At 35.8% G+C, this 13578-nt stretch carries 14 protein-coding genes; 2 read left to right on the top strand and 12 right to left on the bottom strand.

The features are described from left to right. Positions 1-6: 6 nt before the first annotated feature. Entirely contained in the window at positions 7-636 is a 630-nt protein-coding gene (locus N0K73_RS01460) for a TetR/AcrR family transcriptional regulator (protein ID WP_112249529.1), read from the top strand. A gap of 126 nt (positions 637-762) precedes the next feature. Here N0K73_RS01460 and N0K73_RS01455 read toward each other — a convergent pair whose 3' ends face one another. The 3 genes from N0K73_RS01455 to N0K73_RS01445 are packed head-to-tail and all read right to left on the bottom strand — an operon-like array spanning position 763 to position 3530. Continuing rightward, positions 763-1704 carry a pyridoxamine 5'-phosphate oxidase family protein gene (locus N0K73_RS01455; RefSeq protein WP_225416465.1) on the bottom strand — a complete coding sequence of 314 codons (942 nt, stop codon included), beginning with the start codon at positions 1702-1704 and terminating at the stop codon, positions 763-765. After that, positions 1688-2215, bottom strand: coding sequence for a hypothetical protein (locus N0K73_RS01450; RefSeq protein WP_112249526.1), 528 nt, complete (start codon positions 2213-2215; stop codon positions 1688-1690). The genes N0K73_RS01455 and N0K73_RS01450 overlap by 17 nt, the downstream gene beginning before the upstream one ends. Next, positions 2202-3530, bottom strand: coding sequence for a glycosyltransferase family 2 protein (locus N0K73_RS01445; protein WP_112249524.1), 1329 nt, complete (start codon positions 3528-3530; stop codon positions 2202-2204). Before N0K73_RS01445 ends, N0K73_RS01450 begins: the two co-directional genes overlap by 14 nt. A 216-nt stretch (positions 3531-3746) precedes the next feature. On the opposite strand from N0K73_RS01445, the gene N0K73_RS01440 reads away from it, so the two are divergent. Next, entirely contained in the window at positions 3747-5084 is a 1338-nt protein-coding gene (locus N0K73_RS01440; RefSeq protein WP_112249522.1) for a dihydrolipoyl dehydrogenase family protein, read from the top strand. Positions 5085-5128: 44 nt separating this feature from the next. On the opposite strand, the gene N0K73_RS01435 is transcribed toward N0K73_RS01440, so the two are convergent. From N0K73_RS01435 to N0K73_RS01395, 9 genes are all read right to left on the bottom strand, one after another. Further along, positions 5129-5521, bottom strand: a complete 393-nt coding sequence (locus N0K73_RS01435; RefSeq protein ID WP_112249520.1) for a DUF3021 family protein — start codon at positions 5519-5521, stop codon at positions 5129-5131. 10 nt (positions 5522-5531) lie between these two features. Then, complete coding sequence (locus N0K73_RS01430; RefSeq protein WP_057974132.1) at positions 5532-5984, bottom strand: LytTR family DNA-binding domain-containing protein; 453 nt, start codon at positions 5982-5984, stop codon at positions 5532-5534. Positions 5985-6017: 33 nt separating this feature from the next. Next, on the bottom strand, positions 6018-6887 hold the full coding sequence (locus N0K73_RS01425) for an ABC transporter permease (protein WP_112249518.1): 870 nt from the start codon (positions 6885-6887) through the stop codon (positions 6018-6020). Between the two features lies 1 nt (position 6888). Continuing rightward, complete coding sequence (locus N0K73_RS01420) at positions 6889-7779, bottom strand: ABC transporter ATP-binding protein (RefSeq protein ID WP_112249516.1); 891 nt, start codon at positions 7777-7779, stop codon at positions 6889-6891. A gap of 231 nt (positions 7780-8010) precedes the next feature. Further along, the gene (locus N0K73_RS01415; RefSeq protein WP_202812834.1) at positions 8011-9465 is read right to left on the bottom strand and encodes an MFS transporter; all 1455 of its coding nucleotides are present in this window, start codon (positions 9463-9465) and stop codon (positions 8011-8013) included. A gap of 133 nt (positions 9466-9598) precedes the next feature. Beyond that, a complete protein-coding gene (rlmH, locus tag N0K73_RS01410) occupies positions 9599-10078 on the bottom strand; it encodes a 23S rRNA (pseudouridine(1915)-N(3))-methyltransferase RlmH (RefSeq protein ID WP_112249514.1) in 480 nt (159 codons plus the stop codon). A gap of 408 nt (positions 10079-10486) precedes the next feature. After that, complete coding sequence (locus N0K73_RS01405) at positions 10487-11791, bottom strand: S1C family serine protease (protein ID WP_112249512.1); 1305 nt, start codon at positions 11789-11791, stop codon at positions 10487-10489. Positions 11792-11905: 114 nt separating this feature from the next. After that, a complete protein-coding gene (locus N0K73_RS01400) occupies positions 11906-12715 on the bottom strand; it encodes an MBL fold metallo-hydrolase (protein ID WP_112249510.1) in 810 nt (269 codons plus the stop codon). Between the two features lie 33 nt (positions 12716-12748). Continuing rightward, positions 12749-13570, bottom strand: coding sequence for a two-component system regulatory protein YycI (locus N0K73_RS01395; RefSeq protein WP_112249508.1), 822 nt, complete (start codon positions 13568-13570; stop codon positions 12749-12751). Between the last annotated feature and the right edge of the window lie 8 nt (positions 13571-13578).

The raw sequence follows: 13578 nt of genomic DNA, 5'->3' as shown, positions 1-13578 counted from the left end.
ATTCAAATGGAAAACATTAAAAATGATTGGATTTCCGATAAAAATATTCCGAACGGAAAAAGAGCTGTTCTATTGGCCGGTTTAACGTTATTTTCGGCTCAAGGATTTGATAATACCTCAACCTCTGAACTTGCAGCTGAAGCACAAGTCAGCGAAGCAACTATTTACAAATATTTTAAAACAAAATATGATTTGTTATTGGCAATTATCAACCCGATGATAGCTAATTTCATTCCAAAATCAGCATTAGCTCTCCAATCTGAAATCAAAGAAATTGATTTAACATTAGATACCTTCGTTCACTTTTTTGTTCAAAATCGTTGGGATTTTTTGAAACAAAATCATGAATCTATCCAAATTTTAATTACAGAAATTTTAACAGATTCGTCAATTAAACGACTTTTCGTTGAAACAATGAACATCCATACACCATTTCTTAAAAATATTTTATTACATCTATTGGAACAAAATAACAACCTGAATCCCCAATTAACGGCAGACGATTTTGCTCGAACCATTATAGGCTTTCTGCTCACCTATTTTATGCAAGTTAATCTTTTTGATATAGAGACAGCTAAGACGGAAGAACAGACTTTAGCTACCATTGAAATGCAGATTATCCGGGCTTTAACTTAAAACCCTAAAAAATATGCTGGGTAAATCTTAAAAAAATAGTGAACGAAAACTCAAAAGTTTTCGTTCACTATTTTTTAGATTGATTATGACCATAATTCAGGTTCTTCGTTAACCGCTATTATTGATCTAAAATTTCACTTGATCATGCTGTGTCCAAGTATCCAATCGAGCACTTTCAATCACAATTTCATAAATAATTTCATTATCAATATCTGCTTCTAATAACCCATCCATAAATCCTGGCACTTGAATGCGGTACAGATCAGCTAAATCCGATAATTTATACTTCGATCGCTTGATACTCAATTTATTGCTAGCAATCGTCATCCCCGTACTAGTCGGAATCGTATTAATGGCGGCCTTTCCTAAATCAAGTTCAGCAATTTTAGGCGTCTCTGGTGCTGAACCAAAATACCAAACATTCGATTTTTCAGGCGACACAATAAAGCGCATTTGTCGACTTGATGGTATCCCATCAGCCGTAGCCGTGCTAAGTACCATTTGATTTGTTTCACCAATAAAGCGACGAAATTTATCTAAAACATTATGTTCCTTCACTTCAGAAGGCGTTTCGCCATCAATAAAGGCCAATACTTCATCAACCGTTTTTAATGCCGACTCATTTTGTAAGTAATATAAAATTTGTGGAATATACGGCGAAATATCACGGCCTTTATAATAGAACTGTAACCATCTTTTTGATGCCAGTAATGGACCCGCGTACATTGTTCTTAATCTTGTTTTATACCAGCTAATTAAATTTTTTAATGGCCAATATTTAAGCATTAATTGCCAAAAATAGGACGTAAATAGGACTAAAATAGCCGCTACTAATACATTGACTTCAATAACACTCACAATCGACATCGATTTAAATTGTTCAAATATCGAATAAAACCCTAATAATAACCCAGACGATAACACTGTTAAAAATGCAACCAATCTTCGCTTAAATAACCTTAATTTATGTAACATTAAGCCAGATATGTCACGTCTTCGCTTCATATTTCTTTCTCGTACAACCATTTCTTCTAGTAATACTTTATCTTCTTTAGAAGGCATCTTCATCCTCATCTCCAAAATAATCAAATTGCTGTCTTAATTCAAACGTGCCAATATCAGCATAATCTTGGATTATAATTCTATTTTGGCCTTCCCTATGATCTCGTGGCCCATATTTTGAGTAGTACATCTCTTCAGCTAGATCAGTATGCTTTTTTAATAATTTAGGATTATAACTCGCATTATCATTTCTCCGACGATTTCTCGATAAAATAAGATTATAGATATGCAAAATAAAAAAGAAGATGATGAAAAATAAATAATACTGTAAAAATGTGCTTATAATGGTGTCAAAAAGCTCCGTAAATGCCGCCTGATTAATTGGTATATTCTTATCCCTAAAGATGATTAGTATCGTTGTAATGCCAATTGGTACTAAACATGCAATCCACCCAATCGTAATTAAGACTAATTGTTTTAATTTAAGACTTAATTGCTTTTGACCAAAAAACCAATCAATCGTTAATGATTTTTCATCAACTTCATTTATGATGTAATCTGGTTTATTTACTATCATCTTCATCGCCTCCTAAATCCGCCGTAATACTTTCTGAGCGTTCAGGTGAATGCCAAACACCACCATCTTCACCCGTAACAATTTTACGAATGGTTGGAATTAACTCTGCCACCATTGTATACGTGTTAACCATCCAGTAGATAAGGAGATACCAAGGCGCAAAAATGACGTATTTTAAAGACTTGCCCTGATCATTGAACAATGATGCCATGATTAATTGAATTAAGCCGATAACAACCTCTATAGAAATAAAAATACTAGCAAATGCTAAATTATTACTTAGTTGCAGCCAATCCTTATTCACGATACAGATAATCTGAATGGCAATAAATGCAATCATACTTAACCAATAAAAAACGGACCAAATAACACTTAACGCGTAATCAATAATAATCGGTACGCTTGAAAACTGTTTGATTGGATGGCGTAAAACACGTAATGTTTTCGTTAAAAGAACATAGACACCACCTGATGACCACCGATGTCTTTGCTTGATTAACTCACCCAACTTTTCAGGTACATCCATGAAAAAACGGATATGTGGCGCAAAATAAGCTCTCCAACCTAAGGCTTGCATATCCCAGGCTATCGCAATATCTTCTGTTGGTTGCTCAGCTTCCCAACCGCCAACATCTAAAACTGCTGCTTTTCGATACATCGTGTTAGCTCCTGAGAAAGCAAATAAACCGCCATACGATAATTGAGATCTTTTAATTAATCCAATAATTGAATTCAGTTCATTTTGTTGCGCTTCTGCTACAATTGTCGTTTTATTAATAGGCAACATATTACCTGTAACAGCCCCTAAGTTTTTACCGTCTTCTCTTTCGAAGTACGACATATATTTCCATAAGGCATCCACTTCGGGTTTTGAATCGGCATCATTAGATAGAATAAATTCGCCCTTCGCAAAAGCCAATGCGATATTAAATCCAGCTGCCTTACCACGATTATTAATAATCGTGATTGTTCGTAATCGTGACTTGAACTCATCTTGTAATGTCGCTAAAATATCTCCCGTTTTGTCGGTAGACCCATCGTTAATGACGATTACTTCATACTTATCCAGAGGATAGTTCATCTTGGTCTCAAGATGACGAATTGTTGCCTCGATTGATTTCTCTTCATTATGTGCGGGCACAAAAATGGAGATAAAAGGTTCCCCCTTCTCAAGATACTTGGGTAACTCCCTCTTCTCCATAAATATTCTATAGTAGAGACTTGATACAATAAATGCCAAGCCACCAACAATTGGATACGATACAATCGTATAAATTAGGATCCGCGTTATTTCATCTAGTGCCGCTGCTGTCATCTGATACCCCCAGAAATTATTTTAAATTATTAATACCTCCGATTTGAGGCCCTTTAAACTATACCCTCTGTTATTTAAATAATCAAACGGATATTCAAATAGACCAATTTTTCTTGATATATGTTTCACGTGAAACATTTTAGTTACTTATTTTTAACTAATTCCCACCTTTATGCTACCATCAGGTTGAGTAACTTATACATAGGGGGAATAAACATGAAACAATCTCATTACGATACTATTATCATTGGCGCCGGCCCTGGTGGCCTTTCAGCTGCTTTTGATTTAAGTCAGCAACAGTCCGTATTAATCATTGAAAATGATCTTTGGGGAGGCACATGTCCGAACCGCGGTTGTGATCCTAAAAAGATGCTTTATTCCGCCGTTGAAACAAAACAACGCCAAGAATCATTATCTGGTTTTGGATTAACAGGTAACACGACTATCAATTGGCCAGAATTAATGGCATTTAAATCTTCCTATACGGATAGCGTGCCAACGAACACACTGGCCGGATTATCTGGTTCAAATATCGAAACGGTCTATGGGTCCGCCAAATTTATTTCAGAAACAGAAATCAGCATAAATGACGCTGTATATTCCGCAGATAACTTTATAATTGCAACTGGTCAATCACCCGTTATCCCTAATATTACAGGACGTCATTTTTTAAAAACGAGTACAGACTTTTTATCGCTTAAAACATTACCAGAAAAAATGGTCTTCATTGGTGCCGGTTATGTTTCAATTGAACTCGCTAATATCGCGGCCGCAGCTGGGTCAGAAGTCCATATCATTCAGCACAATAATCAAATTTTGCGTGAATTCCCAACAGTTTACACGAATCGACTTATTGATAATTTAAAAAACAGTGGTATTCATTTTCATTTTGATACCACGGTCACTGAAGTCCGAAAAATAAACTCGGGATATCTACTACTAGGAGATAATGAGCTTGATTTAACTGTTGATTTAGCGATATCTGCGCTAGGTCGTCATCCAAATGTAGATACCCTTAATTTACCCGTTGCTGGTGTGGAAGTTAATTCCCATGGTATTGTGGTTGACGATCACTTAACAACCTCAAACGAACACATTTATACCGTTGGTGACGTCATTTCACGAAGGCAACCCAAATTAACACCCGTTTCAACATTTGAAGGTCACTATGTTTCGAATCAACTACTTGGTCAATCAACTCACGCAATCTCTTATCCGCCAATTCCAGTAACTGTCTACGCGAGTCCACAACTCTCACAGGTTGGTGTATCCTTAGAACAGGCCCAAAGAGACCCAGAACATTACGAAGTGAGAACCCAGGATACAACAAAATGGTACACCTTTAATCGGATTAAAGAACCCGAAGCATCCGTGACAACGATTTTTGATAAATCAACACATTTATTAGTCGGAGCCGTTGCTTACACGACAATTGCTGAAGAACTCATCAACTACTTAACGCCACTAATCGCAAATAAAACGTCAAAATCAGCTGTTGACCAACTCATCTTTGCTTACCCAACGCCAGCAAGTGATTTAGATTATTATTTGTAAAAAAAGAAGCTATAAAACGGAGATTTCTCGTTTTATAGCTTCTTTTATTTTTTCTGTCGCTTACGTTTCAACGCATTATTGATAGACCGAACATTTAATCCAGTTGAGATGCGTAAAATGATCCATACAATCACATATATCACGGTTATTTCGGTTAAATAAACAAAGGGATTACCTAACATGTCTATTATATTGTTACTCAATCCAACAATTAGTATGACGCCCACATAATGAATTAATATGGCTACAAAAAAATTCAGACGTTCAATACTAAAAATCATTGATAATACGCCGATTAACGCACTCATCACAAATACTCTAATAATGTCTTCGGGTGTCACAGTAACTGGCTTCATCTGAGTTAGTAACATAAGCAAAAAGATAAACGAACCAATTAACACCCCAATTGAAATATGACGCATTATTTTTTTTATCATCAAATTGTCCTCACATTCTTAATTGTCGACGCAGCTCTGGTAAATACTTACGACTAACACTGATCTTCAGCTGATTTGTCATAATTGCTGTCATATTTCCAGAGAAAGCAGCTTCTAATGAGTCCAACTGATTAATATTAATAACGGTACTCTTTGCAACTTGAATGAAATCATTATTATTTAACCGTTCAAGAATTGTTTTAAGTTGTCCTTTTGATACGTAGTCCTTCGTAATCGTATGAATAGTCAACTCACTACCGTACACCTCAATAGCAAGTATCTCACTCGTTTGAACCATAACGGTTCGGTCTTCCGTTGTGATTGGAATCATATCAAGCTGTTCATTCCAATTTTCTAGTTGTTGTAGTAGTTTTAAAACATCCCCGGAAAGAGAGTTAGCGCGAAGATTAATGATCACTTCATCGTTACTTAGTTCATCATCTTGTTCAAAATTAACCTTCAAGTCGCATCCCTCTTCTCCACTAATATTCGTTAATTATACCCTACTTACCACCGACCGACGACTACTGCCGGCTAAAATAAGTGCTGCAATAATAAAAATCACTGTAAATGCTCCTAAGATCAGTCCATTTTGTTGAATAGTTGTCAGTTCATTCAAATTAATGCCGATACCCATCGATTTTTTGAATTCTAATATATCAGCCACCGTTGCCTTTTGGAACGATTCATCTAATTGTTGTTTAACCAATATTTGACGGAAAATTGATGCATTATAAGGTGCCGGCGTTAACTTCATAATTAATTGGGCCGTATTGGGAACTGATCCCATTGGCATATAAACCCCCGCAAAGAAACCAGATGCAGTTCCAATAATGGCGTTAATTTTCCCCAATGAATCAACTTTCTTCACGAATGAGAATAAAAGTAAATTAAAGGTTGTCCAAACCACACTGCTCAGTACAATAGTTCCCAGAAGTGGCAAAATGATATCTAATTGAAAGTCGATGCCATCTACGGCAATAAAGTAAACTTCCATACCTAATAACATCACTACCTGCATAACAATCCCAATAATAATAGCACTCACAAAATAACTAATCTGAATGCCAATATAAGAAATATCCGTTAAATATAAATCAGATAAAGCTCCACTCTCACGATCTTTAATCATTTGACTCAGTCCATAGGACGTCGCTGATATTGCGGTTACCACTAATGTTCCTCCGATTAACCAAGGATCCAATAAGAGCTTAGTATCCGGAACGCTTGCCCAATTAGCTACCATATTTTGTTTCAAAAAAACAAGATATAAAATAAATGAGATAAGTGCCCCCATTAAAGAAAAAATTACCCCACTATGATTACCAAAATATAAACTTAAATGACGCTTAATTAAACTTTGCATATTAACGAATCTCCTTTCCGGTTAACGCCATAAATATGTCATCCATATTGCCATGACGAAATTCAAAATGTGTAATTAATGGTTCCACCCTTTGTAAGAAGTCAATTGCATCATGCTCATTAGGTACCTTAATTAATAAAGAGCCCTTTTCTTGTACCACACTCCAGCTTGAATCTATTTCGGCAAGTACGGCATCCTTATTCTCAGACTCAATCGTTAATAGATTTTGCGCGTAATCTTCCTTCAACTGCTTCACCGTATCATGTGCGATGACTTCTCCGTGATCAATAACATATACAAAATCAGCTTCCTCGGCCTCTTCTAGATAATGTGTCGTGAGTATGATGGTGAGTCCTCTTGTTTCACGTAATTTCTCTAATGTACCCCAGATAACTTTTCTCGTTTGAATATCAAGGCCCGTAGACGGTTCATCAAGAAACAATAAATCTGGTTGATGAACAAGTGCTCTTGCAATATCTACACGACGCCTTTGCCCACCAGATAAAGTATCATATCGTTGATCCAAGATGGTGGTTAGTCCAAAATCACCAATTAATTGATTTTCAAAATCCAAATCAATATTCTTATACATTCTTGCTCGATTTTGAATATTTTGTTGTACCGTTAATTGCCCATCCAACACACTATTTTGAAAAACGACACCTATTTTGTGGTGGTATTCTTTTTGCTTTGGATCTAGCCCTGCCAGTCTAATTTCACCAGATGTTGTTTGAATCAATCCTGTCAGCATGTTAATTGTTGTTGATTTACCGGCACCATTTGGCCCAAGAAAAGCAATTAATTGCCCTTCTTTTACAGTTAAATCAATATGGTTAACAGCTACTTTTTCGCGATATGTTTTACTAATCGATTTTGCAGTTAATAATGTCATTAAAAAATCCTCCCTTTACTGAATGACCTAAGTCTATTCCCAAAAGGAGGAGTTGTGAGCCATATTTGGTTAAGTGGTCCTCATTCAGAGTTAAGTGGTTTAAACCGCTATCCCAAATACTAAATTAAAACAGCTCCACTGAATTTTTTTAATTTATCAATAAACCCAAAAAAATCCTCTTAAAGTAACCAGACCTGAACCTAGTCACTTTAAGAAGATTACTATTGGTATTTAATTAGTACTTTTCTTCTTTGATTTCGCTTGAATCCATAAATTAAATAATAATCCAATAACCAATAATACTGTTGCGATAACCATAATGTTATGTAATCCTGCGTACATAATTTGTCGCATTTTAGGAATTAATTGCTTTGGAAGACTTGAAACACTCTTAGAATCACTTAATTTATTTAACATATCCATTGAAATTTTCCCGTGTGAATTATTAACTCCTTCTATTAATGCATGATTAAGAACAACCCCGTAAATTGAAGACATAAATGTTTGACTTAAAATACGTAAGAGATAGGCAAACGAAGTCGCAATTGGCACATCTCGCCCTTCGGCATCTTGCTGAACACTCAATTGTAAGACATTGAAACACATCCCTAATCCAAACCCCTCGAAGGCACCCATTAACAATAAATACCAAAATGGAACGGTTATTCCAACAATTAACATCCCTGCAAATGAAATAATAAAACTAATTGTCCCAATTGTGATAACGCGATATTTCCCTAGTCTGGGAATCATTGACGGACCTCCCAATGAACCTACTAAGTTAGTCAACGCACCAGGAATTTGTGTTGCTCCACCAATTAATGCACTCATACCCAATAATCCTTGCGCCCACATTGGAATATAAATATTGAATGAAATAAAGGCTCCCCATAAAAGAGCAAATAAAATGAAATCAATTATCAATTTACTATTTGTAAATAATCGATTAGGGATAATTGGATCAACGGCTCTTTCTTCGACTTTAACTAAAACACCAATTAGAATGAACCCCATAACAATTAGCCCAATAATAAGTTCAATTGAACCAACGCCAATCATTTGAATTCCAGTCAGTAACGTAACCAAACTAACAACCATTAGTCCAGCACCTAAGTAATCAATATTTCCTTTTTGTCGTTTTTTAATCGGTTCTTTAAAGAAAAATTGAACCGCAATAATTGAAATTAGAGCAATTGGTACATTAATATAGAAAACCCAATGCCAACTGAACGTATCAACAATCCACCCACCAACTAAAGGACCAATAATCGAAGCAATACTATAACTGGCTGTTGCATAGCCAATTACTTGTGATCGTTTCTTAATATTTTGGTAGATATCCGCGTAGATTATAAATGGAATTGTATTCATTCCGCCCGCGCCGATTCCCATAATTGTTCGTGCAATTAAAAAATAGACAATATTACTAGATGTTGCTTGAAATACTGCCCCAACTGCAAATAATAAAGTTGCTAATTGATACGCGCCACGATTTCCAACACGTTCACCAAATTTACTCCAAAGTGGTGTCGCGACTGCCATTCCTAACAGAAATACCGCGACTATCCAACCCATGTACTGAATCCCATGTAAATCACTTACAATAGCCGGTAGTGCGGTATTGATTATTGTGCCATCAAGACCTGCCATTGCATTGGATAGTAATAATGCAACGGTCACAATCATTAAATTCTTTTTACTCACTATATATAGATTCTCCTTTTTATCAACTCATAATCATCTTGATTGTCTTTATCGTACACCTTTGAGTGCACTCTATGACAAGGAGAATTTAAGCTCGTTTTCTTCAAATAGTAATCTATTTATGATAAGGACTACCCGCATTAATCATAAATCCTCGATAAACTTGTTCTGTTAAAATCATGCGCATTAGTTGATGGGGCAACGTAAATTTACCAAACGAAATCTGAGTATCCGCCCGTTTTAAAACGGCATCGCTCAAACCTAACGATCCGCCAATCACAAATGTAATATCTGAATGTCCGTACGTCCCAAGATCAGCTATTTCTTTAGCGAAATCCTCAGATGTACGTTCCTTACCTAAAATAGCTAATGCGTAGACATACTCTTTATCCTTAATTTTACTAAGAATTCGTTCGCCTTCTTTTCCTTTAACATCAATCATTTCTGCCGAACTTAACTTCTCTGGTGCTTTTTCATCATTTACTTCAACAATTTCAAATTTACAAAACTTACTTAATCGTTTTGCGTACTCTTCAATTCCTTGTTTAAGATACTTTTCTTTTAATTTACCGACACCAATAATTTTAATATTCATCATTTCCACCTTTTTCACAAGTTATCCACAAAGTTACGCACATATCCACATTTTAGACCACAACATATTGCGGCGAATATGTGTTCGTCACTATATTTATTTGTCACCCATTTGTCAACACTATATTAGTTATGCACAGATTTACAGACCTTTAACATTTCTTAATTATACGCTTTATCTACCGGTATATCAGCCTTTATTTATTTTAAAATTTCTAAAAATAAAAGTTACACACAACTTAGCTACTCATTTGTGCATAACTATTTTATTAAATAAGTCCTTTTGTACTGCCCTTTTATCTTGTTACTCACACCCATCATTTTATCTGTCCACTTAGTTATACACATTCTTTAATTAAAATAAAAAAAATATCCGTAAATAAGGACTTTACGGATATTTCTTAGTTAATTATTGTGCTGATGATGCCGATTTGCTAGCTGTATCTGATCCCGTATTAGAATCAGTTGCCTCTAACGTCAATTTAATGTTGGCTTTCTGTAACTTACCGTTATGATAAAATTCAACGGCCACTGTATCACCAATTTTATGAGCATATAAAACTTCTCGTAAACTTGAAGTATCAGCCACTTTCTTACCATCTAACTTAACAATAACATCATATTTACCAATTCCAGCATTCTTAGCGGGTGAGTCACTATTAATTTTAACAGCAACAATCCCTGAATTAACACTCGTTGGTAATTTTAAAACACTCTTTTGATCACTTGCAGAAACATAGTCTAAATCAATTAGCGAGATACCCAATGCCGGACGTTTAACTTTTCCATTGGCAACTAATTGGTTAATAATTGAGACAACTTCGTTACTTGGAATAGCAAATCCCATCCCCTCTACGGAAGTTGAAGACGTTCCTGAACCAGCAGATGATTCCGTTGCTGTACTTGCCAACTTCATCGAGTTAATGCCAACTACCTGTCCAGAAGTATTAATTAATGGGCCACCTGAGTTACCAGGATTAATCGCTGCATCAGTTTGGATAACCGTTGCTTGACCTGTCTTAATACCTGCACTATTTGTGACATCAATTGTCCGTTTCTTGGCTGAAATAATACCTTGCGTTAACGACGTTGCATATTCAGACCCAAGTGGAGAACCAATAGCCAACGCCGTTTCACCAACGGTTATGTTATCAGAATCGCCAAATGTCGCAATTTGAGTGACGCTATCTGCTGAAATTTTCAAAACAGCTAAATCCGTAACAGCATCTTTACCAACAACCGTGGCACTTAATTTTTTACCATTACTTAATAAAACTTCAACTTTACTTGCACCAGAGATAACGTGATTATTCGTTACGACATAAGCATTACCATCTGATTTTTTATAAATAACACCAGAGCCTTCGCTTGATTCAGATTCCGTCGCGGTTGAAGAAGAATCACCCGCCGTCCCATAGATATCAGTTAAGCTATTGCTTGAACTGCTTGATTTCGTATATGAAATTACTGAAACAACGGCATTTTCAACTTTAGAAAACGCCTTTGACGTTTCATTACTAGATTTAACATTAACATTTGTTACTTTTGTTGTTCCTGATTTATTTGAAGACGTTGTTATAGCACCATTATCACCACTATTATTTTGATAAAGCTGGTAACCACCGAATGCAATTCCTCCACCAACTAAACCCGCGATAAGCGCCGTAACGATTGTTTTACCTAACCCAGATCCTGTTCTCTTTTCATCTGACATTTTTATATACGCGACACATTTGTCGCTGCCTCCTTAAACGTAGTCTTTTTACTCTCTTAAGAATAACGATTAATTGTGAACTATTTATGAACAAATTTTGAAAAAAGATTATTTTTATAAAATAACTAATTTTGTTGCTTTTTCTGGGTCCGTATCAAAGACATTAAAGTCACTACCAACCGCTAAATCATGTTCTTTCATCGTTGATTCTACAGTTAAATGAGCTAGTTCCTTCATATTGTTGTCCTTACTAAGATGACCCAAGAAGATTTTTTTCGTTCGATTCCCCATGACATTCATCAACGCATCAGCACCATCTTCATTTGACAGATGACCTTTATCACCCAAAATACGTTGTTTTAACGACCAAGGATAACCACCCATCCGTAACATCTCGATGTCATGATTACACTCAAACAAGTACGCATCTGCATCAGAGATTGTCCCTTGAACGTTCTCTGAAACATATCCCGTATCCGTTAAAATAACGAACGACTTATTATTATGATGGAATTGGTAGAACTGTGGCGCAGCGGCATCGTGGGAGACACCAAAACTCTCAACGTCTAAATCATCAAATGTGATGACTTTTCCCATATCAAATATATGTTTCTTCTCGACAGGAATTTTACCAACGGTATGGGCCATAGCATCCCACGTTAACTCATTCGCGTAAACATTCATATCATACTTACGGGCTAGAATACCGGCGGCCTTAGCATGATCAGTATGCTCATGAGTCACAAGTAATGTATCGACATCATTAATATCTCGACCAATATCAGTCATTAAACTCGCTATTTTTTTACCACTTAAGCCGGCGTCTACAAGTACCTTGTGCTTCGGTGTTTCAATATAAGTGACATTTCCCGCGCTGCCACTTGCGAGAACGCTAATCTTCATGTCGTCTGTCTCTTCATTCATTACTCGTCTACGCCTCTATCCTTTAATATTCAATTAATTTAAAATACTATTACTATCCTTCATGATGGCCCCAGAGAATGCGTTAACTTGTTTATACTGGATTGCGCCATTACTTGGATTCTTGATTGCCACAATCCAAACCGGAATGTAGACGCTATATTTTTTATCCAAACTTAGTAGTTCCGCATAGCCCATCTCGGACCACTTCACCTTACTTGCACTGACAAATTGATTATATTGATACAATATCAGGATTGCTTGCTGTTGGCTAATAATTGACTCATTTTCACGTAATTTTTCCGTATTCGCCATATAAGTTTGCGAGTATCCAACGACTTTATTTTCTTTAATGGTAAATTTTATTAAACCAACATCCGCATAGACCATTTTTCCATAAACAACTTGCGAATATACGACCTCGGTATCCGTTGAAAGGCTATCATTGTAACGATAATCCGCTCCGTGTAGAATCAATTTCTTATTATCTACAATTGTTTTATCAATCGTTTTATTCGGATTAACGCCATCTAAAATACTGATTGGGGTCACAAAAACACCTGATAACGTATTATCTTTGTACGTTGTCACTTGCTCCTGTAACTGTGCTGTATCATTTTTTAACGAATCAGATGCCTTATTAGCAATATATACACCAGTACCAACTTTATTCGAAACACTACCGTATTTAATATTATCTTCTCGCATCTCTTTAAGCGTTGTTCCCGTTTTTGTTGTTCCGGCTGAAGAGCTGCTAGATATTTCAATCTTCTGATTTTGACGCAGCGAGGTGAATAAAAAGATATTCAAACCAAGAAAAACAATAATAAAAATAATCTCAATTCGTTTAAAATCCAATTAATTCA

The sequence above is a fragment of the Dellaglioa algida genome, assembly GCF_030127605.1.
Classification (GTDB): domain Bacteria; phylum Bacillota; class Bacilli; order Lactobacillales; family Lactobacillaceae; genus Dellaglioa; species Dellaglioa algida.
This window is presented reverse-complemented; position numbering and strand designations above follow the sequence as displayed.

What these genes read in the sequence shown, in the direction of transcription:
- N0K73_RS01460 (WP_112249529.1), top strand. Translation starts at nt 7, where the DNA reads ATGGAAAACATTAAAAATGATTGGATTTCCGATAAAAATATTCCGAAC.
- N0K73_RS01455 (WP_225416465.1), bottom strand. Translation starts at nt 1,704, where the DNA reads ATGAAGATGCCTTCTAAAGAAGATAAAGTATTACTAGAAGAAATGGTT.
- N0K73_RS01450 (WP_112249526.1), bottom strand. Translation starts at nt 2,215, where the DNA reads ATGATAGTAAATAAACCAGATTACATCATAAATGAAGTTGATGAAAAA.
- N0K73_RS01445 (WP_112249524.1), bottom strand. Translation starts at nt 3,530, where the DNA reads ATGACAGCAGCGGCACTAGATGAAATAACGCGGATCCTAATTTATACG.
- N0K73_RS01440 (WP_112249522.1), top strand. Translation starts at nt 3,747, where the DNA reads ATGAAACAATCTCATTACGATACTATTATCATTGGCGCCGGCCCTGGT.
- N0K73_RS01435 (WP_112249520.1), bottom strand. Translation starts at nt 5,521, where the DNA reads ATGATAAAAAAAATAATGCGTCATATTTCAATTGGGGTGTTAATTGGT.
- N0K73_RS01425 (WP_112249518.1), bottom strand. Translation starts at nt 6,887, where the DNA reads ATGCAAAGTTTAATTAAGCGTCATTTAAGTTTATATTTTGGTAATCAT.
- N0K73_RS01420 (WP_112249516.1), bottom strand. Translation starts at nt 7,779, where the DNA reads ATGACATTATTAACTGCAAAATCGATTAGTAAAACATATCGCGAAAAA.
- N0K73_RS01415 (WP_202812834.1), bottom strand. Translation starts at nt 9,465, where the DNA reads ATGATTGTGACCGTTGCATTATTACTATCCAATGCAATGGCAGGTCTT.
- rlmH (WP_112249514.1), bottom strand. Translation starts at nt 10,078, where the DNA reads ATGAATATTAAAATTATTGGTGTCGGTAAATTAAAAGAAAAGTATCTT.
- N0K73_RS01405 (WP_112249512.1), bottom strand. Translation starts at nt 11,791, where the DNA reads ATGTCAGATGAAAAGAGAACAGGATCTGGGTTAGGTAAAACAATCGTT.
- N0K73_RS01400 (WP_112249510.1), bottom strand. Translation starts at nt 12,715, where the DNA reads ATGAATGAAGAGACAGACGACATGAAGATTAGCGTTCTCGCAAGTGGC.